This is a genomic window from Arthrobacter sp. UYCu511, assembly GCF_040547105.1.
GTDB classification, from domain to species: Bacteria; Actinomycetota; Actinomycetes; order Actinomycetales; family Micrococcaceae; genus Specibacter; species Specibacter psychrochitiniphilus.
In genome coordinates, this window is sequence record NZ_JBEPPB010000015.1 from 1 (window position 1) to 21,653 (window position 21,653).

Here is a 21,653-nt window from a genome sequence, read left to right on the forward strand (position 1 = left end):
AGTTCCTGAACGATCTTCCCGTTGCCACGAACCGGACCATCTAGACGCTGAAGGTTGCAGTTAATGACGAAGTTCAGATTATCGAGCTTGTCATTCGCGGCCAGTTGCAGCAGGCCACGGGACTCAGGCTCATCCATTTCACCATCACCTAAGAACGCCCACACCTGCTGCTCAGAGGTGTCCTTGATGCCACGGTTATGCAAATACCGGTTGGACTGTGCCTGATAGATCGCGTGCATCGGGCCAATACCCATCGACACGGTCGGGAATTCCCAAAACTCCGGCATTAAACGCGGGTGCGGGTACGAGGACAAGGCATGGCCCTCTTTGGACTTTTCCTGACGGAAACCATCCATGTCTTCCTCGGAAAGACGGCCCTCTAAGAACGCCCGGGCATACATACCAGGAGAGGCGTGTCCCTGGAAGAAAATCTGATCTCCACCACCGGGATGATCCTTACCACGGAAGAAGTGGTTAAAACCGACCTCGTACAACGTGGCAGCACCGGCATACGTGGAAATATGGCCACCCACACCAATATCAGGAGACTGCGCACGGTGGACCATAATCGCAGCATTCCACCGCAACCACGCACGGTACTTCCGCTCGATCTTCTCATTACCCGGAAAAACCGGTTCCTGATCAGCAGGAATCGTATTCACGTAATCAGTCGTCGTCACCATCGGCACGCCAACACTCTGCGCACCAGCACGCTGAAGCAAGCTACGCATAATGTACTGGGCACGCTCCGTGCCACGATCCTGAATCAACGCATCCAAAGACTCAAGCCACTCGGCAGTCTCCTCCGGATCACGATCAGGTAGCTGGTTAGTCAACCCGCTAAGGATATGGGAGTTCTCGTCACGCTGAAGCATTGGTATCTCTTTCCGCGGGGCCTTCACACAACTTAACTTTGGTGAGGCGTGTGTAGTTTTACCCGCCACCCGTTCGTCATCGAACGGGGTTGGCTGGGTTGGGCTTGGTTGAGCACCCAGATGATTATTATCATTATGTGAAAACAAAATATTGTATCTTGAGAATACTGCGCCTGATTGTGTGACGCAAGACGCGTGGTGATGTGACGGGGGCCTCGAGAGTGTTTTCCCCGAAAAACAGTGGATGTGTCACTTCACAAGCACCGCCGCCCGGGCTACAGTCAGCCACAACATCCCCACCTGCAAGGAGCACAGATGAACACGCAAAAACCGGCCGCTAAGGTCATGGTCATTACGGGAGCCGGATCCGGAATTGGACGGGCAGTGGCTCGCCGTGCCATCGCTGAAGGCTACAACGTAGTGCTGGCTGGCCGGCGATCAGCGGAACTGGCAGAAAGTGTACCCAGCGCCCCAAACGCACTGCTGGTACCCACAGACGTCACCGACGTGGATGCTGTTAGGACATTATTTGAGCGCGCAGTGGAACACTTTGGCCGGGTGGATGTTCTATTCAACAATGCAGGTATGTTTGGCCCCTCCGGGGCAGTGGATGAAATCTCCCTGACCGGCTGGAATGACACCCTGGCTGTGAACCTTACGGGATCCATGTTGTGTGCGGCGCAGGCCGTCCGCACCATGAAATCTCAGACTCCTCACGGTGGGCGGATCATCAACAACGGATCCATTTCCGCTCACTCGCCTCGCCCCAAATCGGTGGCTTACACGGTGAGCAAGCATGCCATCAGTGGACTCACCAAATCGATTGAGCTTGACGGACGAGCCTATGGAATCAGCTGCGGGCAGATAGATATTGGCAATACCGCCACGGATATCATGAACGAATTGGATGTTGCAACGGGTGCCGTGCAAGCTAATGGATCCCTGCTGGTGGAGCCTATGTTCCCCGTGGAGGAAGCGGCCAGGACGGTGCTGTTCATGGCCGGGTTGCCAGCCAGTGCCACCATTGGCCAGTTGGTGATTACGGCGGCAGGAATGCCGTTTGTGGGACGCGGCTAGCGCTCCTGCCGAACTCTTAGATGATCAGCTATCCAGATAGACAACTACGGCGGTGGCCTCCTGGCGAAGGAGGCCACCGCCGTGCTCAGTCACCGTGGGATTACGGCGCTACTAGTGTTCGTTTGCTTTGGGAGTGAGGGGTACTTCTCCCGTGATGGTTATCTCGTTGCCATCGGCATCGATCAACTTGCCGTTCTCGTAGCGGTCACCGTCTTGCAGTGATGCCATAACTTCGGAAGCGACCAAGCGGTCCGTGCCGGCAACGAACACGGAGGCGTTATCCGAGTTGCCGAACTTCAAGTGGTTGAACAACAGGTTCAGCAAGATGGCTACTACAGCGGCGGAGCTGATGCCTGAGTGGAAGATCGTGGCGAACCATTCCGGGAACTTGTCGTAGAACGTGGGTGCGGCGATCGGGATGATGCCAGCACCGATAGCTGTGGCAACGATGATCATGTTCATGTTGTTTTTGTAGCTCACAGTGGACAACGTGCGGATACCGCTGGCTGCAACCGTACCGAACAGAACAATACCGGCACCGCCCAGGACGGGCAGCGGCACTGCGGCCACAACGCGGCCCATGACGGGCAGAACACCCAAGATCACCAGGATGACGCCACCGGCTGCCACTACAAAGCGGCTCTTGATGCCGGTAACGGCAACCAGGCCCACGTTCTGAGCGAAGGCGCTCTGTGTGAACGAACCGAAGACCGGTGCAATGACGCTGGCTGCCATGTCGGCGCGCAGGCCGTCGCCGAGGCGGCGTGAGTCAACCTTGGTGTCCACGATGTCGGCAACAGCCAGGATGTCAGCAGAGGTTTCCACCATGATGACCAGAACCACAATGAACATGGAGACAATGGCGGCGATATGGAAGGTGGGCATGCCCAGGTGGAACGGTGTTGGGAAGGCAACGATGGGGCCGGTGCTTACCTTGGAGAAGTTAGCCATTCCCACAGCGACGGCGATCAGGGTGCCGATGACGATGGCCAACAGGATGGAAAGACGGGAGATGGTGCTATTGCCTACCTTGCTCAACAGCAGCACAATGACCAGAGTCAGGGCGGCGAGACCAATATTGGCGACACTGCCGTAATCTTCCGCCTTCCTGTTTCCGCCCATGGCCCAGTTAGCTGCCACCGGCATGAGCGACAATCCGATCACCGTGATGACGGTACCGGTCACCACCGGAGGGAAGAACTTGATGATCTTGGAGAAAATCGGAGAGATCAGCAGACCAAGTGCCGAGGAGACTATGACGGCACCAAAAACACTCTGGATGCCTCCACCACCGTTGACAATAGCCACCATGGTGGCCACCCCGGCAAACGAAACACCCTGCACCAAGGGGAGCTGGGAGCCGAAGAACGGCAGACCCAAGGTCTGTAAGAGAGTGGCAAGTCCACCCATGAACAAGCAGGCTGCAATGAGCAAGCCAATGTCTGCCGGGTCCAGACCAGCGGCCTGTCCAACAATCAGTGGTACGGCAATGATGCCACCGTACATGGTCAGTACGTGCTGGAATCCGTAGGCAAAACTTGCCCCGATTCCTAGTTTCTCGTCCTCTGGCCGGGTGGGGGCTACGGCGGTGGATCGTGAATTCTTGGTCATAGCGGACCTCCTTGTCTGCTTACCTTCATCAAACGTCAGCCCACTTTTGGAGATGACGTGCGGGGTGGGCGGGGGATTGGAGCCCCGCCCACCCCTGGCCATTATGGCCGTGGGCTGACGTTCAGCCGCTAATTTCTAGCAGAAACCTGCTACGCCTTCCCAGACGTTGCCTGCATCGCTGGCGTTGTCGCGGGTGACGGTGGCTTCGATCAGACCGTACGGACGATCTGCTGCGAAGAACACTTCGTTGGGGTTGTCCTGGCCGAACGGAGACAGATCCACCAAGAAGTGGTGCTTGTTCGGCATGGAGAACTTCATTTCGTCGATCTCGGGGTGCGCTTGTAGAACCTTGGTGCCCATTTCGAACAGCGTGGTCTGGAGTGCGTGGGAGAAACCTTCGGTGAAGCCTTCTAGCAGGAGAGACTTGACGCTTTCGTAAGAGGCGTTGAAATCGAACTCTGCAGAGATCGCATCGGCATTGAAGCGCCAGCGTGCTGCCACGTCGGTGGCGAGGATGCGATCGCTGGTCTCGGCCAAGGTGGTGAACTTGTCAACCGGGAAACCGGAGAAACCTGACTGGGTGGACTTCAGGACGGTGAGGTCCTTCAGGCCGGCGAGAACGTGGGTGCTCTCGCCATCCTTGACCACAACAGCGGTGCGGACTTCCTGGTTGCTCTTGACGAAGGAGTGATCGTGTTCCTTGCCGTTGGCCTGGATACGGTTCCATGCGTACTGCTCGGCTGCCCAGCGGCCGCCAGTTACCCAATCGAACTCGCTGGTGAAGTGTGCGCCGAGGCGAAGCAGGAATGCTTCGGGGGAGCCCACTCCGTCGCGGGCAAAGCCGTAAACGGTGTTCTTCTGAGTGTCAGTGGGAACCACGTGGCCGTTGTCGCCATCGAGGTGGGCGGCCTGGAAGTCACCGCGCAGCTGCGAGGTGACATTGAGGTCTTCAATCTCGTGGCGGTCAGTGTCGCGAGTGATCTTGACGAGGCGAACTTCGGCCTTGCCGTACTGGTTGGCGCCCAGGATTATGTTGTTATCGCTCATGGTATTAACTTCCTCGATATGTTGAATAGGCGAATGGACTCAGGAGCAGGGGCACGTGATAGTGCTCCTGGCTAGCCTGAACCGCAAAGGTCAGCGATACCTCCGGGAAGAAGGTGTCCGTCTTGATGCCGGCGAAGTAGGCCTGAGTGTCAAAACGCAACTGGTACGTTCCGCTTTGCAGTTTCTCAGGGCCAAGATCTTTCACCCGCCCGTCAGCATCAGTGGTGCCCGACGCAATCTGGAACCATGCCTCGCCGTCGCGGGCATAAAGCTCGACGGCGACACCTGCAGCAGGTTTCCCCAGTGCGGTATCCAGAATGTGGGTGGTTATATGGGAGACGCTCACGCGCTCATCACTCCTTCGAGCCGCAGCACAGCGATTTCTCGCAGCTGTTGGGCAACTATGAGGGCTTCTTCAGCTGCGGTGTTTTCCATCCGCTGGTGAAGGGTTTTTATGATTTCCTGTGGGCTGCGTCCTGCAGCCCGGATCAGGAAGACTTGGTCAAATTTGGCTTCGTAGGCACGGTTGCCTTCGGCGAGTGCCGTAGCGATCTCTTGATCGGCGGGATCTACGCCGGACTGCTCTTGACGCGACAATGTGGCTTCTGCGCCAGCTCCGGTTGCCCGTTCGCCGATTCTGGGGTGGTGGGCCATAGCAGAGGCCACTTCCTCATCGGTGAATGGCTCTGCAGCAGTCCGGGCACAGTAGAGTAATTCGGCATTGCTAGAGAACGGGCGGGCATCGATGATCTCGTTTACCCAGCGTTCAATATCAATGCAGGGCTTCAAAACTGAGATCAGTTCTGCAGGTTCTGCGCTGTTAAAGTCTTCAAGCATCATCGCTTGCATTCCTTGCGAGTCAGTGCTGGCATCCACGGTGTCGGCTATACGAGAACAACCAAGTTATTTTCGTATCGTGGAACTGTTATTTCAGCATATGAATAGTGAACCGCATCACAGGTGAGATGTCAAACACAAATTTCAACCCTTAAGGTGCCTCTTGTTCATCTTGGGTTGCACTGGGGGGCACTCTTGCGGATTTACGCGCTTGTGCTGGCACAATGACCGGCATGGCATTGACGGGCCGCGGGGCCTCCACTAAGTTATTTCATAGAGCAAGATTTGAATTTCACTTTATGAAAACTTAGGAGCGACATGACTACCCCCCTTACGCCCGGAACGATCGCACCGGCCTTCACCCTTCCCGATGCACAGGGCAACGCTGTCAGCCTCTCGGATTACGCAGGCCGCCAAGTCATCGTGTACTTCTACCCCAAGGCTGCCACCCCCGGGTGCACCACTGAGGCCTGCGATTTCCGTGACAGCCTCGCGGCATTGCATAGCGCAGGTGTGGAAGTTGTTGGCATCTCCACCGATCCGCAGGAAGCTCTTGTCGCATTCACGGAAGAATTTAACCTGAATTTCCCGCTGCTCTCCGACGAAGCACACGAGGTTGCCGAGGCTTGGGGCGCCTGGGGCGACAAGGTTGTCAACGGTAACGCCATGGTGGGGACCTTGCGTTCAACCGTGGTGGTCAATGCCGATGGCACCGTCAAGAGCGCCGAGTACAACGTCAACGCTGATGGCCACGTGGCACGCCTGCGCGAAGAACTTCTGGGGTCATAAGACGGGTCTCCCGCACTCCCAACGCACCGCACTCAAACGCTCCAGCACCCCAGGTGCTGGAGCGTTTGAGCTTTCATCCTCCGAGATTTAACTCGTTGGAGTGTGTTTGCGCGCCAGTTGCGCAACCGTTCGCCGATAAAACCTCCTCACTTTACGTCCGAGTGCCGGCCACTGTCCCGCAGTAGCTCCGGTCCTGGCTGGATCCGATCCGGGCCCGGCTGCTGGCCGAACTGCGGTGCCTTTTTTCGCAGGGGCGGTCTTTGTGGCTAAGCTTGCAGCCGACACGGCGCACTTGGTGGAAAGTAGCGCAGCGTGAAAGCAACCCCACAAGAAATTAACGAAAGTGCCCGAACGCCCGGCCGCATCAAGGGGTCATGATGACCTAGAAATTGCAGATTGTGCACGAATCCGAGATCGAGGGTATCCCGGTGCAGGTCTTTGACGCGGCGATCCTCCGGCAGATGCAGGGATTCTTTGCCGCCGCAGGATCTGGCGTTTCCGGCAGTAAAGTGAGCCCTTTCTGCGGACCTGACGCCGCGGGAACACCAAGCTTTTGAGCTCGTGGTGGTGGTGGCGAAATTACGGGTGGCAAGCCACAGTCAAACGATCGTGCGAGCCCGCGAGGCAGGCCAGAGGGAAGCTGGCATTGGGTAGCCGGCCCCTGCCGATTCCCGTCTGGTTCCTACTTGCCCTCGGGATTCACTTTCGGTGGCTCAGGAAAGCTCTAGCTACCCAGCTTCAGCGCCGACCAGCCACCCGTGCCAATCTGCACCTTAGAACCCCAAGAGTTGCGCAGGATCGGGTAATACAAGAGATTGCCGCTCGAGGAGCGGGCAAGAACGCCGTAAGTGCCCGCGCCTACGTGATTGGAGATGCCAGATAGATGAGTCATGGAGCCCCACCCGGTCCCCACCTGGCGGCGGGTTTCACTGATGAATCCACCGGCGCCATTGCCGCGGTAGAGCAGCAACTTTCCAGCCGTGCTGCGAGCCAGCAGGTCTTGCCTCTTATCACCGTCAAAATCGGCGGCCATGATGGTCAGCGATCCCCAACCTTGGCCAATCTGCTGGCGTGCACCGAACCGGACGCCGTCAAGGTTTGGGTAGAGAAATAGCTGTCCGGTGGTACGGTTTTTCGCGACGATAGACGGGTATACCGAGCCGGACTTCCAGTTCGTAATGACTACGTCAAGCGGTCCCCATCCTGTACCGATCTTTTGCGCAGCCTTCAAAGTGCCGTTGGTCTGGCCGAAGCTAACTGTGAGCCGGCCATCGGACCATACCGCGACCAGGTCTTGGATGCCGTCGTTGTTGTAGTCCACCACTGTCAACTGCTGAACTCCGGCCCAACCCGCTGAGATGAACTTGCTCTGCCACAAGTCGCCTCCTTTGGCGGAAGGGTAGACGTACAGGCTGCCGGCGGAGTTTACGGCGGCGATGTCGCCTGCTGCAAAGACAGGGCCAGAATTTGGTGCAGGGTTGCTTGGTGCAGGGGTGCTTGGCGCCGGGGTACTCGGAGCAGGGGTTGGCAATGTTGCCGGGTACCGGGCCAAATTGCCCGCAACCACGCTCATGCCGCTCCAGCCAACCTTGCTGGTCTTGACGTAGCCCAGCCCAAAGTCAGTGAATCGTTTATCCATCAGCGCTGCGCGGTGGCCGGGGGAGTTCATCCACCAGTCAACAATCTGTTCGGCCGTGTTGTTGATGCCGATAATTTCCGAGTAAGTGTCAAAACCGGCAGGGAGAATAGAAGCACCGTAATCCGGGCGATGCAGTTTGGCCATGTCCAGCGTGTCAGCGTTGATTTGTCCGTTTAACTTCAGGACCCACTCTTGTGAGCCGGCGCTAATGGCCGTGTTTAGGACCAGCGGGGCCGCTCCGTTTTGGGCTCGGTAACTGTTGGCCCTGGCCAACACCTTCGAGGCAAAAACGTCTTTGGCATCGGGGACGTAGATGCCGGATAGTGCTCGAGCTACAGGACTCTTGGCCGGTGTAGTTGCGGCGATGTCTGCCGTCATGATGGGAGACGAGGACGCAACAGCCGCCCCGGTTTCCTCAGCAGGAGCCGGCTCAGCACCCGTGCTCGTGGTGGCGGCGGGTGACGCGGTCGGTGAGGGATCCGCCGTCGTACGTGGGGTTGAAAAGGGTGCGGCGGAAGAGGTTGGTGATGGGGTGGAAGGGGGTGCCGGGGATTGCGCCAGAGCAGGTGAGAACCCCGAGGTCGCAAGGACAGCCGACGCCGCAACGGTGCACAGCAGAGAAGCAATTTTTCGCATGGTGAATCCCCAGAGAACGCGATAGGTCGTGGCATCTTCGAGACAAGGATGCTTTTTCATCCTATCCGGGCCGTCAATTTCTGCTGGCTTTGCTGGCTTTGCTACCCGTAACGGCTGGGATCACTTCAAAACCATTGGGTGAGCCAGATCTCTGCGATGGTGGCCGCCGCATCGGACGCTATGGCCGACTACCAGGATCCGAACCTCATTGGCCTGCGCACGCAGGACGCCATGTACCGCTCCTTCGGCCGCAATGCGTTCGGCGCCGTGGTGTGCATGACCATCCACCTCTTTGCCGACGGTGCCGGCGCCGAAGCGGCCGGTGTGGCCTGGGGCGTGTGGCTCAACGGGCTGTACGCGTAGCTGCACCGGGCATATTCTTCGCCGAGCACGCTGAATATCCCGGCCCGACCGGGGCTGTAGACACTGGTGCCCGGGACGTGGGCGCGCCGGAAGGGTGCCGCAGGGCATGGCAGGCCTCGCCATGAACATCGTGGGCATCACGCTTATGCTGGCTGGCCTGCCGGGACTGCTCCAGCGTGCCAGCGCTCGGGCACCCGTTGTGAGCAGGATCGCCGCCTGGCCCGGGATGTGACGGGGGTGCGGATCTGCATCCTGACCATGTTCGACGACGACGATTCCGTGTTCGCCTCCAAGCTCGCCGGGGCGCTGGGGTACCTGCTCAAGGGCGCCGACATTGACGGGATTGAACGCGCGGTGCGGGCTGTGGCTGCGGGAGAGGCCCTGTATTCGGCTGCGACTGCCCGGCGCATGCAGGCATTCTTTGCCGCTTCCTCCGGCGGTGGGCACGCCCAGGCCCTTGCCGCCCAACCGTGTCCCGGGTTGACGCCCCGGTAGCGGGAAGTGCTAGAACATGTGGCGCGCGGTCAAACCAATGCGCAGATTGCGGCGGCGTTGGGATTGCGCCCCAAAACAGTGCGCAACGTGGTCTCATCCCTGTTGGCGAAACTGCGGGTGGACGGCCGCGGCCAGGCCATGGTGCGGGCCAGTGATGCGGGGTTGGGCGGCTGACGCTTGCCGGTTCTGCGGCTCAGGGGTCAGTCGGGTAGGAGGCGGTTCGCCATGCGCTGGATTTGGTCACGGAACGCGCCCAGCACGGCTTGCACCGCTGGTGACCGGAGCGATTCTGCCCGGGCCGCAACCCAGAACTGCACTCTCTGCTCAACCTCCTTGGGCAGGACCCGGACCAATCCGTCCTGCCCTTCTGCCATAAACGCCGGCAACATCCCAATGCCGGCGTTGGCCCGTACTGCCTCAATCTGCGCGAAGACGCTCGTGGCTTGAAACTGGGCCGTGTTCACGGAGCTTGCTGTGAGCGCAGAGTGAGCCCTATCCAGAGGGCGGGCAGGGCGCTGCAGGGCCAGCTCCGAGACCTGCAACGTTGTTTCCACGTAGGAAATAGAGCGGTGGTTGCCCAGCTCGGCCACGGAGGCCGGCAATCCGTGTGTCTGGGCGTAGCCTGTTCCAGCATAGAGCCGCAGTGAATAGTCGCTCAGGTGGAGGGTTTCGGCCCGGCCCGCCTCCACACTTCCGGCCACCACTTCCAGATCCATCCCTGACCGGTTTTTGCTCAGCCTGCGGGTTGCGCTGAGTAGTTCCACCCGCAGCGATGGATGCTTCAGTTGCAGCCTTGCAAGGGCGGGCGTGGCAATGAGTGCGCCAAAGCCGTCGGAGGTGCTGATCCGCACAACCCCGGACACAGCATCCACCCCGTTGCCAAGGCCGGAGGTCAACTGGCCCAGGCTCTTCTCTACCCCTTCGGCGGCGGTCACTGCTGCCCGGCCCAGCTCTGTCAGTTCCCACCCGTGCGGGGTCCGCTCCAAAGTGCGCCCACCCAATTGTTGCTCCAAGGCCAGAATGCGGCGCGAGACAGTGGTGTGGGTGGTCTTGAGAGCGTCGGCTACTGCGGTAAACCGCCCCAGCCGAGCCACTGTGAGCAGAATCAGCAGATCATCCGGGCTGGGAAACCGTGGGAAATCCGCCATGCCACCACTTCCTTCCAGAGACCCGCAGAGGCCCTCATAGAGAGAGCTCATAGTGAGGCGTGCAGAGTGCCCCGCGGAGGTGCCGCCAAATCAACCAAGGCTTCATTGTGCAAAAATGCACATGCACTCTGCTGATTTCAGCCTTGTTTGCACCCTATCAGGGTGTGATGCTGGTCATAGCCGGTCAATGTCGGGGCCTTGGGACATAATGGGAATTGGGCGCAAGGGAGCATTCAAATGGCAGTTGTGGCGTGGATTGGTTTGGGCAACATGGGCGGGCCCATGGCTGCCACCAATGCTGCCACCACGGTCAAGGCCGGGCGCGTCGGGCACACCATCCGCAGCTTCCGCGCGGGCAAAGCCCCTGGCCGGAAATATTATCTCCAGGGGAGGGGCCGCCACAGGCCAGGAGCCGTTCCTGGAGAGCGCCTCCCTATAGACCGCGTACTCGCAGAACCCTTCCCTTCAGAAAGCCTTGGCCTGGGCAAACAAGTGTTCTGGGATATTGGCTCGGTATCCGCCGGCGACAGCTGGGCTCTGCGCACCTGGTATCCCATCTCCGGAGTTGTCCCCACTTCCGCGGCCAACAGCAACTTCGCACCGAGCTTGACCGCAGAGTTGGCCAACAAGGACAGGGGGTTGGCCCTTGCAGCCGCCCCAAGCGCCAACACTCCCTTGGGAAGAGGTGAGCCCGTCCAAGCGATGCTCCAACGCCTCACCCGCCAACGCCTCACCCGCCAAGGCCAGGGAACCAAGGATTGCACCCAGATCGTCTTCTTGGTGGATGACTCCCTGCCGGAGCTTGCCTTCCGTGAATAGATAAGGAAAATGCCATGACTGAAATTCAAGCAGCTGTCCGTGATTGGCCCATGTGGATTGGGGGAGAAGAAGTGGCCTCCTCCAGTTCGGCGTGGCGCACAGTGATGAACCCTGCACGCCGAGAAGCTGCCATTGCGCGGGTTCCGGCCGGTAATGAGGCAGATGTGGACCGGGCTGTGGCCGCCGCCCGCGCAGCCTTCCCGGCCTGGCGCGCCCAGCATTTCACCGCTCGAGCCAAGGCCCTGCTGGACATTGCGGACGAGCTCGAAGTCCGTTCTGAGGAATTTGCCAGACTCACGGCGCTGGATACCGGCAACGCTTTGCGCACACAGGCCCGCCCCGAGGTCACTGGCCTGATCACGCTGTTCCGCTATTTTGCCGGCATTGCCGGGGAGGTTAAGGGAACCACTTTGCCCGCAGGTGAGGATCAGCTCCAGTACACCCGTCTTGAACCTCTTGGCGTGGTCGCGGCCATCCTGCCGTGGAACTCGCCTCTCATGATCGCCGCCTTCAAGATCCCCGCCGCACTCGCAGCAGGCAACACCGTCATCATGAAGGCCGCCGATGACGCTCCGCTCACCATTTTGCTGCTGGCCGAGGTGTGCAACAAACACCTGCCGCCCGGCGTCGTCAATGCCATGACGGGCCGTGGTGCGGTCATCGGCGAGGCACTGGCCAAGCACCCGGGCGTGGACAAGGTCTCCTTCACCGGCTCCACCGAAGTAGGGCGCGGGGTGGCCTCCACGGCAGCAGCACGTCTAGCCCACATGTCCTTGGAACTCGGCGGTAAAAGCCCCTCCATCGTGTTCCCTGACGCTGTGGACGAGGAACTCATCGATGGATTACTGACCGCCTCTCGCTTTACTAGGCAGGGCCAAAGCTGTACCGCCGGCTCCCGTCTATTCCTCCATGAGGACATTTACGAGGAAGTCCTGGCCCGTCTCAGTGACAAGCTCGGTGCGCTCAAGGTGGGTGACCCACTTGACGAGGAGAGCGATATGGGCGCCATCATCAATGCCAAACAACATGCCGCCATCTCCGCCTATCTGGATGAAGGCCGCGCCACGCCCGGCATGAAAGCCGTCCTGGGAGGCAGCGCCCCCACCGAGGGGCCACTGGTGGAGGGCTACTACCACCTGCCCACAGTCTTTAGCGGAGCACGGAACGAGTTCCGGCTGGCACAGGAAGAGATCTTTGGCCCCGTGCTGGTCGCCATCCCGTGGAGGGATACCGAGGAGGTCATCAGGATGGCCAATGACACCAGCTACGGTCTCGCCGCCTATGTATGGAGCCACAACCTGGACAATGCGTTGAATACGGCCAACCGGATCGAGGCCGGCTGGGTGCAAGTTAACCAAGGTGGTGGGCAAGTGGCAGGCCAATCCTATGGAGGATACAAGCAAAGCGGCATGGGCCGAGAAGTATCTCTAGAAGGCATGCTGGCCGGATTCACCCAGACCAAACAGATCAATGTGCGTTTGCGTGCGGTGCCCCGTGGATAAGCCGGGCCCCGTGGATAAGCCGATGCAGATGCCGATGGGGGACCCGGGTCCCCTGGGTGATGCGCAGCAGCTGCCACTGGCGGGTATCCGTATTCTTGACCTCAGCCGTGCCCTCGCCGGACCATACGCCACGGCGCTGTTGTCCGATCTCGGCGCCCAGATCATCAAGGTTGAAAGCATCAAGGGTGGTGATTCCAGCCGAGCCTGGCCACCTTTTGAGAATGAGCACAGCCTGTACTTTGACTCCGTCAACAGGGGCAAGCACTCGATTGCCGTTGATTACTACACGGACGCAGGCAAGGAGTTGCTGTGGGATCTGGCGCTGAGCTCTGACGTGGTCGTGGAAAACTTCCGCCCCGGCGTGTTGGCAGTCATGGGACTAGCCCCGGAGAAGCTTCGCGCCGCCAAGCCGGAGCTGGTGGTGGCTACGGTGAGCGGATTCGGAGCCACGGGGCCGTTGTCGCAGGCACCTGGACTGGACCAGGTGGCGCAGGGCATGAGCGGACTGATGTCGGTGACCGGTCCGGATACCGATCACACCTACCGCGTTGGCGTTCCGATCGTGGACCTGGTGTCCGGGATCAATACGGCACTGGCCATTGCAGCGGCACTGCTGGGTAGGGCGCGGACGGGGGAGGGCATGGAGGTCTCCACCTCATTGCTGGAAACCGGGCTGGCACTGAGCGCGTTCCAGGGCCAGCAGTACCTCAGCACGGGTAAGCTGCCTGTGCCGCAGGGAAACACCCACCCCGCACTGACCCCCTACGGCGTGTTTGCCACACGGGACATTCCCCTCATTATCGCCGTGGGCAGTGAAAAGCAGTGGCACCAACTGTGCACCCTTTTGGGGGAGCCGGATATGGCGCAGCGGTCCACATACGCCACAGGTTCGCTGCGTCATAGCAACCAGGCCGCACTCAAGGAAGAGTTGGAGGCATTGCTGGCGCACCGTCCCGCCGCCGAATGGTTACCCTTGCTGCGGGCTGCGTCCATCCCGGCCGGGCCCATCTACAACTATGAACAAGCCTTTGCCGATGAACAGGTGCAGTCCCTGGGTGTGGTGCAAACCGTGCAACGTGCCGATGGCAGTGAACTGCCGCTGGTCCGAGGGCCCATTTCTGTGAACCGGCGGGCCCCGCGCATCCGCAAGGCCCCGCCGTCGTTAGGGGAGGACACCCTAGAGGTGCTGGCAGGGTTGGAACTGACGCAGGAGAAAATTACGGCTCTGGTGGCGACCGGCATTGTGCAAGTGGCTACGCCGCGCCTTAGCTCTCAGCCATCTGATTCCGCGCCATCCACATGAACATCGCAACGAAGGCAGGGGAGAAAGGGGTCACGGTGAAAGAGCAAGTGGGCAGGTTACGCATTGAGACGGTGGGTCCCGTGGCCATGCTCGTCATGGACAACCCTCGAATGCGCAACGCCATCACCCAGGGCATGTGGCAGCAATTCCAGGATTTGCTGGCACAGTTGGACGCCGATGACTCCGTCAAGGTGGTGGTAGTGCGCGGGGAGGGCGCACACTTCTCGGCAGGAGCAGACATCGCCTCCGTTCAACAGATCCTCCATGACCCCGCCACGGGGCAGAGTAGTGGCGGGGACATCACCGTCGCGGAGAATGCCCTAGCGCACTTCCGCAAACCCACGATTGCGGCGATAGACGGTTACTGTGTGGGTGGCGGCTGGCAGATTGCCGGTGCCTGCGACATTCGTCTGGCCTCCAGCCGCGCCATATATGGCATCACCCCGGCCAAGATCGGCATTGTCTACCCACTCTCAGGCATTAAACGTCTCGTGGAGTTGACGGGGCCAGCCGCGGCCAAATACTTGTTGTTCAGTGGCGACTTCGTCGACGCCAACCAGGCGCTTCGCCTGGGCTTGGCCACCAAGGTCCTTGGTTTCGACGATTTCTGGGAGGAAGTCCACACCTTCGCCCTGCACCTCGCAGAGCGCTCGCAGTTCTCGGCTCAAGGTCACAAGTCCTTGATCAATGCGATCAGTGCTGGGGACGGAGATGCTGCTGTGGCAAAGCTCAGCGCGTACTGGCAGGGGCAGATGGCCATCAGTGAGGATGCTGCCATTGGTGTTAAGGCATTCCTTGCCAAGGAAACGCCGGTATTCACCTGGTTGCGTCCCCGCGAAGGGTAGGGGAGCCTGCATAGGATGTGAGTAAAAACATGCGCTCCTGCAAACTTTGCACTTGTGCAACTTGTGCGTGAGTGCATATACTGGGGATATGCAAAAAACCGCAACTGTGCCGCTTCGTGAACGTAACCGTTTGGACACGTGGGCCTTGATTCATGACGCGGCCTCAGCGATGGCGTGCCAGCAGGGGATGTCTAAGACCACGGTCGAAGCCATTGCTGAAGCGGCTGGAATCTCCAAGCGCACCTTCTTCAACTATTTCCCCACCAAGGAAGACGCCATTCTGGGCCTGCAACAGCCCACCTTGTCAGAGGAAACCCTGGCGGCTTTCCGGGCCGAAAGCTCCGGGGACCTTTTTGGCCGGACAGTGCGCCTGATGGTGACGGTGATCCGCTCCATGTTCCCCGAAGAATCCAAGGCGGAGCGCCGGAAGCTACTAAAGCAGAAATACCCGGAACTGGGGAAAAGGATTTTTGACCATTTGAGGGACTCTGAGGAACTGGTTGAAGCCGTCCTCATGGAGCGCTACCCGGATCCGTCAGAAGAACTATCCGAACCCGGGGATCTCCCCGGCAAAGACTCGGCGCTGGCCTTGTTGATGATGGCGGGAACCGTTATCCGGTTTGCCTTCTCCAAGGATTCAAGCGCCGCCACCAACGAACAAAGCACGGCCATTGATGAGGCCATTGAAATTTTCCGAGAGGCAATTAAAGCAACCCTATGAGTAAGCAAAAAATAGTTGAAACGTCGGTGGACGCCGGCGAAAAGCGCAAAATAATCCTCTTGTTCTCCGGCTTGATGGTCACCATGCTGCTGGCATCGCTGAACCAGACAGTTCTTTCGAGCGCCCTGCCAACCATGGTGGGCGAGCTCAACGGCGTCGAGCATATGGCGTGGGCCATTACGGCCTTCATCCTGGCTTCCACCATCATGATGCCGGTTTACGGCAAACTCGGTGACCTCTTGGGCCGCAAGCCCATGCTGTTGTTCGCGATCTCCATTTTCTTGGTGGGCTCGGTGATCGGTGCGTTAGCGCCGGATATGGGCACACTCATTGTGGCACGCGTCATTCAGGGCCTCGGTGGCGGAGGTTTGATGATCCTTTCTCAGGCAACTATTGCTGATGTGGTCCCTGCCCGTGAACGCGGAAAGTACATGGGAATCATGGGCGGCGTCTTCGCCTTCTCCTCCGTTGCCGGACCACTGATTGGTGGCGGCTTGACGGAAGGACCCGGCTGGCGCTGGACCTTCTGGATGAACGTGCCGCTGGCATTGCTGGCCATTGTTGCCACGGTCTTCTTGCTGCACATCCCCAAAGTAGTGCACGCAACCCGTCCCAAGATTGACTACTTGGGCATGATGCTCATTGCCGTAGCCACCACAGCACTTGTTCTGGTAGGCACCTGGGGCGGTTCCCAGTACAGCTGGAACTCCCCGGAGATCATTGGCCTAGCCATCATTGCAGTAGTTACCGGTGTCTTGTTCGTCTTTGTAGAAAGCCGCGCCACGGAGCCTGTCATGCCGCTGATGCTCTTCAAGAACCGTAACTTCAACCTGACCACGTTGGCTGGTTTGCTGACCGGTATTGCCATGTTCGGTGCCATTGGCTACATGCCGACCTACATGCAGATGGCCACAGGCTACTCCGCTACCCAGGCTGGCTTGCTCATGATCCCCATGATGGCCTGCATGCTGGTCACCTCGGTCATCATTGGCCGCCGGGTCTCCAACACTGGCCGCTACAAGGTTGCCCCCATTGTTGGTTCGGCCATCTTGGGTGTAGCGCTGGCATTGCTGGCTACCATTCACGCTGATAGCCCCATCTACTTGATCTGCGTTTACTTGGGCATCATGGGTATTGGGCTCGGTGCCAGCATGCAGATTCTGACACTGGTGGCTCAGAACTCCTTCCCGCTGAAGTTCGTGGGGACGGCCACTGCCGGGCAGAACTACTTCCGCCAGGTGGGTGCCACTTTGGGTTCAGCTGTTGTTGGTGCCATGTTCGCCAGCCGTTTGAAGTCCCTCATTGCAGACAAGCTGCCAACAGGCGGTGGCGCAGGGGATGGCAACTCCTTCACCCCCCACATCGTCAACAGCTTGCCTGAGCCGTTCAAGTCTCTGATCATCGAGTCCTACAACGAGGCCTTGATCCCCATGTTTATGTGGATGGTGCCGCTGGCTGTTCTTGCCGCCATTGTTCTGTGCTTCGTGAAGGAAGTGCCGTTGGCCACCAAGATCAACCGCGAAGCCCCTGTGGCTCTTGCCCCGGAAATGGCTGAGTTTGAAGCGGACGTCATTGAAAACGATTTACAGGATTCAAAGTCCTTGCACGACGCCGGAACGCAGGACGAGCTGGAGACGGCGGCTTCCCACTCGCGCCAGTAAGTGACGCAGTCCCTGCTGCGGCGCAACTAACGGCGCGGCAACTACAGGAGAACTTTTCCTGGAGTTGCTGCGCCGAAGCTGTTTAAAGTGACTCTGGTGTTGTGGGCGCTGGCGGGGCTGACTCTGGTGTTGCGGATACTGGAGGTGCCGGCTCTGGTGTGGCATCCTCGGTGAGGTTGCCACGGGCAAGCCGGAACCTGCGGTCCGTCTGGGCTACCAGGCATGACCATGGGTGAGTACCAAAATAGTGCACTGTTCCTCGTGCGCCAGGCGAGCGCTCGGGCAATGGCTACACGCTGTTGCATGCCACCGGAGAGCTTGTTGGCCTTGCGTCCGCACATTTGATCGGTCAGCCCTACCTGGTTGAGCAGTTCGGCGGCCCGGGTACTGCGTCCTGGGTTCCACCACCTCGCCAGCAAAGGGATTCTGCTGGATTCACGGTGATGCTGGTGCCCACCGAGGCTTTGAGCGAGTCTACTTTGGCGCCAACCGCCTGGTTGGCGACCAGCATGGCCAGCGCCAAACCACTGGCCACCGCCAAAGTCACCACGACGGCGCCGCTACGCACCTTGTTGCGAAACGCGTTACCCGCACCTCGAGAAACCACACCCATCTCATGCTCCCTGCCAGGGTGGGCACCCTTCTGGCAGCCGTACGTAGCAATGTTCTGGCGGGGACTTTGGCTTTGATCATGGAGCCGCTGTGTGTGAGCTGTGAGAACCCGGCCCGGTAGACTGGACGCAGTGAATACACGCCAACGTAATTGAGGTCTCACTTGCCAGAATTTACCGCCCGATTTGCCACAGCCGCCGAGATTGCCCACTGGGATGGGCATGTCACCGCCAACCCCAACGGCGGGAACTTGCTGCAGTCCCTAGCCTTTGCGACCGTGAAGAAAAACTACGGCTGGGGCACCCAATTCATCGCATTCGAGGGGGCTGGCTACACCAGCTACAATCTCATTCTGGAGAAATCCTTCCCGGTGCTAGGCAAGCTTTGGTACCTCATGAAAGGCCCTGACACAGCTGAGGCGGCCCACGTTCCTGCCATGTTGGAGGCGCTGCAGGCATTCGTGAAGCGGGCCCGCCTCAACGTGTTCGCCGCGAAAATTGAGCCTGACCTTGTGGCCTCAGATGAGGTACGCTCCATCTTCGCCGGTGCAGGTTTAATCAAGGTTGATGACTTGCAGCCCAACGATCACACAGCAATTTTGGACATCACCCCCGAACCCAATGAACTGCTGCGCAAGCTCCACTCCCGCGGCCGCAACGCGATTCGCCGGGCCATCCGTGAAGGCGTGGAGGTCCAGCGGGCGGAGCCCACGGAGGAAACCATGCGGACCCTCTACGGGCTCATGGAAGGGACGTTTGAGGCGAAGAATGCGGGCAAGGCCCGTGAGTTTGCCTACTTCCAGCAGTTCTGGGGCGAGTTCTGCGCCCGCGGTCAGGGCCAGTTCTTCTTTGTCCATGAAAACGGTGTTCCCTCCGTTGGTGCGTTTGTCATCAATTACGGTTCCAAAGCCACCTACAAAGATGGGGGCTCGTTGCAGAAGCGCTCCCAGTACGGGGACTCCCACTTGATTCAGTGGGAAGCCATTTTAGCTATGCAGGAGTTGGGGGCGGTGGAATACGATTTTTGCGGCACGCCGCCTTCGGACCGGCTCAAGGACCCCACCCACCCGCACCACGGGCTGGGCCTGTTCAAGACCAGTTTTACAAAGACCGTCACTGACTTCATAGGTTGCTGGGATCTGCCGTTCTCACCCTGGAGATACAAGGTGTGGACGGCAGTTGGGGAACGGGTTGCGCGCCAGATTTATGTGCGGCGCACGGGACAAAAATTTTACTAGGGCATTGCCCGCGGCTGCTGTCTTGCAGCAGCCGCGTGAGAGAAAAGGAAACACTGGAAAGGTGACTTGTGGGATCTGACCGCCGGATTCAGGCCTCGAAGGATGTGCCGAAAAAAGATATGCTGCAGCCAGCTCACGCTAATGCCGTTGCCAAGAACATCCTGCGCAAGCTGGTTCAGGGAGAGTCGCCACCTACAGCGCCCATGAAGATTGTTGACCGGCTGGCAGGCAGCCCGTATGCCAACTTCACTATTCAGGTGGGCAAGGCAGAGGAATCGGCGCGAAAAACCATTGACTTTGCCCTGCACCTTGCCGAAACCATGTTCCGGTACGGAGCCGGTGCCCTGGAAGTTGAAACAAGTATTATCGCCGTCACTGCGGCGTTGGGGTTGCGCCACATTGAAGTCGACATCACCAACCAGTCGGTCATCATCAACTATGCGCCGCGGGACGCCGTCCCCATCACGCTTTTGCGGGTGGTCCGTTCCTGGACCAACAACTATGCCGGTTTGGTGGCAGTGCATGAGCTGGTCACCGATATCACCGCCGGTGGGGTCAGCCGGGATGAGGCCTACCGGCGCCTGGATGTCATTGTCAAGAAGCCCAAACCGTTCCCGCGGTGGATGGTTGCTGTTGCTGAAGCGGTTTTTGCTGCCGCCGTGGTGGGCGTCATTGGTGGCACACCCTTTGGCATGATCGTTGCCCTGATCACCATCCTCCTGGCCGGGCAAACTGCTCGTGTCCTGGGTAAATGGCGGGTCCCTGACTTCTTTGTCACAGCCATTAGTTCCTTCATTGTCACCATTGTGGCGGTGCTGTGCTTTATGGCTCGCGTGCCTTTGAGCCCATCGGTGGTGGTGGCCGGTGGAATCTTGCTGATGCTGCCTTCAGGGCGGCTGGTCTCAGCTGTTCAGGATGCCATCAACGGCTTCCCTGTCACCGCCGCTGGACGTTTTCTCTCCGCCTTCCTGAGCTTTGGTGCCATCGTGGCAGGTATTGCGGTGGCACTAGTTACCGGGGCCTTGTTTGGGGCCGAGCGCCTCAACGTGGCCGAGACCATCAACAGCTTGCTTCCTTTGTATTCTGTGCTGGGCCTTGTGGCCGTGGCCACAGTGGCTATCTGCATTGCAGAACAAACTGCCGTCCGGTTGCTGTTGCCAACGGTTGCCGTGGCGTTGATCGGCTATCTGGTTTACTACTTGGGCATGTATTGGGGTTTGGGCGGTCGCTTCGCACCAGCTGTTGCAGCCGTGGTGATAGGAATGTTGGCCCGCATCATTGCTCTTAGGCTTGGTGCCCCGCAACTGGTGGTGGCCGTCCCGTCCATCATCTTCTTGCTGGTGGGACTGTCCATCTTCCGCGCCATGTTTGTCATGACCCTCACACCCGAAGAGTCAATCACCGGGTTCGTGGGCCTCTTCAACGCCCTGATTGTCATCCTGGCTGTTGCCGCGGGCGTGGTGCTAGGAGACAACGCCGCCCGTCCGTTCACGCATATCAAGGGCACGAAGGACCGGCGCAGGAACCGCCGCCGTTGACCTGGTAGTTCCTCGCCGGCGCAAGAATCATACGGGTTAGAGGATCTTGCCGATGGGTTCGCGCTTTTCGGCCTGGAAATAGTCTTCTGTGCGTCCGTAGGCCCAGTATCCCGAGAGTGAAACTTGTGCTCGTTCCAGGCCGCGCTGTTTGAAAAGGAGGTCCCGCAGCGCCTTCATGTATTCACGCTCGCCATGCACAAAGGCATGAACCGTGCCTTCTGGCCAGGGTCCGTTGCGCACGGCATCCAAGAGGGCCGTGGACTCGGCGGGGGTGGTCCCGTTGCGGAACACCCAGGTAAGGCCTACGCCGTGTGGCTTGTCCAGGGGCTGGATGTCAGCGGCCGAATCAACCTCTAGGTAGGCGTGGCCGGCGGCTTCTACGGGCAGAGCTTCCAAGGCTGCAGCAATGGCAGGCAGTGCGGCTTCGTCGCCGGCGAGCAGATGCCAGTCGGCGTCGGGGTTGGGCTGATAGCCGCCACCGGGACCGGAGAAAATAATCCTGTCGCCGGGGATGGCCGCAGCCGCCCAGGGACCGGCCAGCCCGGAACTGCCGTGCAGCACAAAATCGATCGCAATCTCCTGCGCGGCCAGATCGATCCAGCGGACCGTGTAAGTGCGGGTCACGGGCCACAGCTCACGGGGCATGCTTTCGCGCAGTGCAAACACATCCACCGGCTCCGTGTATTCCACGCCCGGGTGCAGGAAGTGGATCTTCACGTACATGTCCGTGGCGTCCTTGGGCTCAAATTTCGCCAGCCCGGGCCCGCCGGCAATGATGCGCACCATGTGCGGACTGAGTTGTTCCTTGCGCAGCACATTGAGGGTGTATTGGGTGCGGGGTTTCACGGCAGGTGCCATGGTGCGGGTGGCGGCGGGCTGTGGTGAGGTCATGGTGAGC

At 59.5% G+C, this 21,653-nt stretch carries 24 protein-coding genes and 1 pseudogene; 15 read left to right on the forward strand and 10 right to left on the reverse strand.

Annotated features, from left to right (window positions below; genetic code table 11):
- Positions 1–875 (reverse strand): pyruvate dehydrogenase E1 component-related protein (locus ABIB48_RS16400; protein WP_502914144.1); only part of this gene is annotated, 875 nt, incomplete at its 3' end.
- Between the two features lie 315 nt (positions 876–1,190).
- On the opposite strand from ABIB48_RS16400, the gene ABIB48_RS16405 reads away from it, so the two are divergent.
- On the forward strand, positions 1,191–1,952 hold the full coding sequence (locus ABIB48_RS16405) for an SDR family oxidoreductase (RefSeq protein WP_315914364.1): 762 nt from the start codon (positions 1,191–1,193) through the stop codon (positions 1,950–1,952).
- Positions 1,953–2,063: 111 nt separating this feature from the next.
- On the opposite strand, the gene ABIB48_RS16410 is transcribed toward ABIB48_RS16405, so the two are convergent.
- The 4 genes from ABIB48_RS16410 to uraD form a co-directional block, all read right to left on the reverse strand.
- On the reverse strand, positions 2,064–3,563 hold the full coding sequence (locus ABIB48_RS16410) for a nucleobase:cation symporter-2 family protein (RefSeq protein WP_315914363.1): 1,500 nt from the start codon (positions 3,561–3,563) through the stop codon (positions 2,064–2,066).
- Between the two features lie 135 nt (positions 3,564–3,698).
- Positions 3,699–4,610 (reverse strand): factor-independent urate hydroxylase, encoded by a 912-nt coding sequence (pucL, locus tag ABIB48_RS16415; protein ID WP_110104879.1) that lies wholly within the window; start codon positions 4,608–4,610, stop codon positions 3,699–3,701.
- Between the two features lie 4 nt (positions 4,611–4,614).
- Positions 4,615–4,956 (reverse strand): hydroxyisourate hydrolase, encoded by a 342-nt coding sequence (uraH, locus tag ABIB48_RS16420; RefSeq protein WP_110104878.1) that lies wholly within the window; start codon positions 4,954–4,956, stop codon positions 4,615–4,617.
- Positions 4,953–5,450 (reverse strand): 2-oxo-4-hydroxy-4-carboxy-5-ureidoimidazoline decarboxylase, encoded by a 498-nt coding sequence (gene uraD / locus ABIB48_RS16425; protein ID WP_110104877.1) that lies wholly within the window; start codon positions 5,448–5,450, stop codon positions 4,953–4,955. Before uraD ends, uraH begins: the two co-directional genes overlap by 4 nt.
- A 315-nt stretch (positions 5,451–5,765) precedes the next feature.
- Here uraD and bcp point away from each other — a divergent pair, with 315 nt between their 5' ends.
- Together bcp and ABIB48_RS16435 are read left to right on the forward strand one after the other, a co-directional pair.
- Positions 5,766–6,236 carry a thioredoxin-dependent thiol peroxidase gene (gene bcp / locus ABIB48_RS16430; RefSeq protein ID WP_110104876.1) on the forward strand — a complete coding sequence of 157 codons (471 nt, stop codon included), beginning with the start codon at positions 5,766–5,768 and terminating at the stop codon, positions 6,234–6,236.
- Positions 6,237–6,634: 398 nt separating this feature from the next.
- Positions 6,635–6,793 carry a hypothetical protein gene (locus ABIB48_RS16435; protein WP_354213644.1) on the forward strand — a complete coding sequence of 53 codons (159 nt, stop codon included), beginning with the start codon at positions 6,635–6,637 and terminating at the stop codon, positions 6,791–6,793.
- 167 nt (positions 6,794–6,960) lie between these two features.
- Here the strand turns inward: ABIB48_RS16435 and ABIB48_RS16440 are convergent, their stop codons facing one another.
- Positions 6,961–8,511, reverse strand: a complete 1,551-nt coding sequence (locus ABIB48_RS16440; RefSeq protein ID WP_354213645.1) for a CAP domain-containing protein — start codon at positions 8,509–8,511, stop codon at positions 6,961–6,963.
- Between the two features lie 138 nt (positions 8,512–8,649).
- Between ABIB48_RS16440 and ABIB48_RS16445 the strand changes: the two genes are divergently transcribed.
- The 4 genes from ABIB48_RS16445 to ABIB48_RS16460 all read left to right on the forward strand — a co-directional run bounded on the left by ABIB48_RS16445 (position 8,650) and on the right by ABIB48_RS16460 (position 9,543).
- A complete protein-coding gene (locus tag ABIB48_RS16445; RefSeq protein WP_354213646.1) occupies positions 8,650–8,874 on the forward strand; it encodes a hypothetical protein in 225 nt (74 codons plus the stop codon).
- 106 nt (positions 8,875–8,980) lie between these two features.
- Positions 8,981–9,106, forward strand: a complete 126-nt coding sequence (locus ABIB48_RS16450) for a hypothetical protein (RefSeq protein WP_354213647.1) — start codon at positions 8,981–8,983, stop codon at positions 9,104–9,106.
- Entirely contained in the window at positions 9,103–9,369 is a 267-nt protein-coding gene (locus ABIB48_RS16455) for a response regulator (protein WP_110104873.1), read from the forward strand. The genes ABIB48_RS16450 and ABIB48_RS16455 overlap by 4 nt, the downstream gene beginning before the upstream one ends.
- 6 nt (positions 9,370–9,375) lie before the next feature.
- Entirely contained in the window at positions 9,376–9,543 is a 168-nt protein-coding gene (locus tag ABIB48_RS16460) for a response regulator transcription factor (protein ID WP_110104872.1), read from the forward strand.
- Between the two features lie 26 nt (positions 9,544–9,569).
- On the opposite strand, the gene ABIB48_RS16465 is transcribed toward ABIB48_RS16460, so the two are convergent.
- Positions 9,570–10,517, reverse strand: a complete 948-nt coding sequence (locus ABIB48_RS16465) for a LysR family transcriptional regulator (protein ID WP_354213648.1) — start codon at positions 10,515–10,517, stop codon at positions 9,570–9,572.
- A 237-nt stretch (positions 10,518–10,754) separates the two neighbouring features.
- Here ABIB48_RS16465 and ABIB48_RS16470 point away from each other — a divergent pair, with 237 nt between their 5' ends.
- The 6 genes from ABIB48_RS16470 (at position 10,755) to ABIB48_RS16495 (ending at position 17,368) form a co-directional block, all read left to right on the forward strand.
- Positions 10,755–11,336 (forward strand): NAD-binding protein, encoded by a 582-nt coding sequence (locus ABIB48_RS16470; protein ID WP_354213649.1) that lies wholly within the window; start codon positions 10,755–10,757, stop codon positions 11,334–11,336.
- 14 nt (positions 11,337–11,350) lie between these two features.
- The gene (locus ABIB48_RS16475; protein ID WP_354213650.1) at positions 11,351–12,838 is read left to right on the forward strand and encodes an aldehyde dehydrogenase family protein; all 1,488 of its coding nucleotides are present in this window, start codon (positions 11,351–11,353) and stop codon (positions 12,836–12,838) included.
- Positions 12,839–12,848: 10 nt separating this feature from the next.
- On the forward strand, positions 12,849–14,141 hold the full coding sequence (locus ABIB48_RS16480; RefSeq protein ID WP_354213651.1) for a CaiB/BaiF CoA transferase family protein: 1,293 nt from the start codon (positions 12,849–12,851) through the stop codon (positions 14,139–14,141).
- Between the two features lie 35 nt (positions 14,142–14,176).
- Complete coding sequence (locus tag ABIB48_RS16485) at positions 14,177–14,986, forward strand: enoyl-CoA hydratase/isomerase family protein (protein ID WP_354213652.1); 810 nt, start codon at positions 14,177–14,179, stop codon at positions 14,984–14,986.
- A gap of 88 nt (positions 14,987–15,074) precedes the next feature.
- On the forward strand, positions 15,075–15,707 hold the full coding sequence (locus tag ABIB48_RS16490; protein WP_315914349.1) for a TetR/AcrR family transcriptional regulator: 633 nt from the start codon (positions 15,075–15,077) through the stop codon (positions 15,705–15,707).
- Complete coding sequence (locus tag ABIB48_RS16495; protein WP_110104867.1) at positions 15,704–17,368, forward strand: MDR family MFS transporter; 1,665 nt, start codon at positions 15,704–15,706, stop codon at positions 17,366–17,368. Before ABIB48_RS16490 ends, ABIB48_RS16495 begins: the two co-directional genes overlap by 4 nt.
- A gap of 41 nt (positions 17,369–17,409) precedes the next feature.
- Here ABIB48_RS16495 and ABIB48_RS16500 read toward each other — a convergent pair whose 3' ends face one another.
- Positions 17,410–17,709, reverse strand: coding sequence for a hypothetical protein (locus ABIB48_RS16500; RefSeq protein WP_354213653.1), 300 nt, complete (start codon positions 17,707–17,709; stop codon positions 17,410–17,412).
- 59 nt (positions 17,710–17,768) lie between these two features.
- Positions 17,769–17,981, reverse strand: a pseudogene (locus tag ABIB48_RS16505) (ABC transporter permease); the annotation flags it as partial.
- 162 nt (positions 17,982–18,143) lie between these two features.
- On the opposite strand from ABIB48_RS16505, the gene ABIB48_RS16510 reads away from it, so the two are divergent.
- Together ABIB48_RS16510 and ABIB48_RS16515 are read left to right on the forward strand one after the other, a co-directional pair.
- Complete coding sequence (locus ABIB48_RS16510) at positions 18,144–19,217, forward strand: lipid II:glycine glycyltransferase FemX (protein ID WP_354213654.1); 1,074 nt, start codon at positions 18,144–18,146, stop codon at positions 19,215–19,217.
- Positions 19,218–19,336: 119 nt separating this feature from the next.
- Positions 19,337–20,755 (forward strand): threonine/serine exporter family protein, encoded by a 1,419-nt coding sequence (locus ABIB48_RS16515; protein WP_110104963.1) that lies wholly within the window; start codon positions 19,337–19,339, stop codon positions 20,753–20,755.
- A gap of 36 nt (positions 20,756–20,791) precedes the next feature.
- Here ABIB48_RS16515 and ABIB48_RS16520 read toward each other — a convergent pair whose 3' ends face one another.
- A complete protein-coding gene (locus ABIB48_RS16520; RefSeq protein ID WP_502914145.1) occupies positions 20,792–21,646 on the reverse strand; it encodes a siderophore-interacting protein in 855 nt (284 codons plus the stop codon).
- Between the last annotated feature and the right edge of the window lie 7 nt (positions 21,647–21,653).

Excerpts from the sequence above, each read along its gene's own strand:
- ABIB48_RS16520 (WP_502914145.1), bottom strand. The coding sequence starts at position 21,646 with ATGACCTCACCACAGCCCGCCGCCACCCGCACCATGGCACCTGCCGTG.
- bcp (WP_110104876.1), top strand. The coding sequence starts at position 5,766 with ATGACTACCCCCCTTACGCCCGGAACGATCGCACCGGCCTTCACCCTT.
- ABIB48_RS16405 (WP_315914364.1), top strand. The coding sequence starts at position 1,191 with ATGAACACGCAAAAACCGGCCGCTAAGGTCATGGTCATTACGGGAGCC.
- ABIB48_RS16475 (WP_354213650.1), top strand. The coding sequence starts at position 11,351 with ATGACTGAAATTCAAGCAGCTGTCCGTGATTGGCCCATGTGGATTGGG.
- ABIB48_RS16450 (WP_354213647.1), top strand. The coding sequence starts at position 8,981 with ATGGCAGGCCTCGCCATGAACATCGTGGGCATCACGCTTATGCTGGCT.
- ABIB48_RS16470 (WP_354213649.1), top strand. The coding sequence starts at position 10,755 with ATGGCAGTTGTGGCGTGGATTGGTTTGGGCAACATGGGCGGGCCCATG.
- ABIB48_RS16465 (WP_354213648.1), bottom strand. The coding sequence starts at position 10,517 with ATGGCGGATTTCCCACGGTTTCCCAGCCCGGATGATCTGCTGATTCTG.
- ABIB48_RS16495 (WP_110104867.1), top strand. The coding sequence starts at position 15,704 with ATGAGTAAGCAAAAAATAGTTGAAACGTCGGTGGACGCCGGCGAAAAG.
- ABIB48_RS16500 (WP_354213653.1), bottom strand. The coding sequence starts at position 17,709 with ATGTGCGGACGCAAGGCCAACAAGCTCTCCGGTGGCATGCAACAGCGT.
- ABIB48_RS16440 (WP_354213645.1), bottom strand. The coding sequence starts at position 8,511 with ATGCGAAAAATTGCTTCTCTGCTGTGCACCGTTGCGGCGTCGGCTGTC.
- ABIB48_RS16410 (WP_315914363.1), bottom strand. The coding sequence starts at position 3,563 with ATGACCAAGAATTCACGATCCACCGCCGTAGCCCCCACCCGGCCAGAG.
- ABIB48_RS16515 (WP_110104963.1), top strand. The coding sequence starts at position 19,337 with ATGCTGCAGCCAGCTCACGCTAATGCCGTTGCCAAGAACATCCTGCGC.
- pucL (WP_110104879.1), bottom strand. The coding sequence starts at position 4,610 with ATGAGCGATAACAACATAATCCTGGGCGCCAACCAGTACGGCAAGGCC.
- uraD (WP_110104877.1), bottom strand. The coding sequence starts at position 5,450 with ATGATGCTTGAAGACTTTAACAGCGCAGAACCTGCAGAACTGATCTCA.
- ABIB48_RS16490 (WP_315914349.1), top strand. The coding sequence starts at position 15,075 with ATGCAAAAAACCGCAACTGTGCCGCTTCGTGAACGTAACCGTTTGGAC.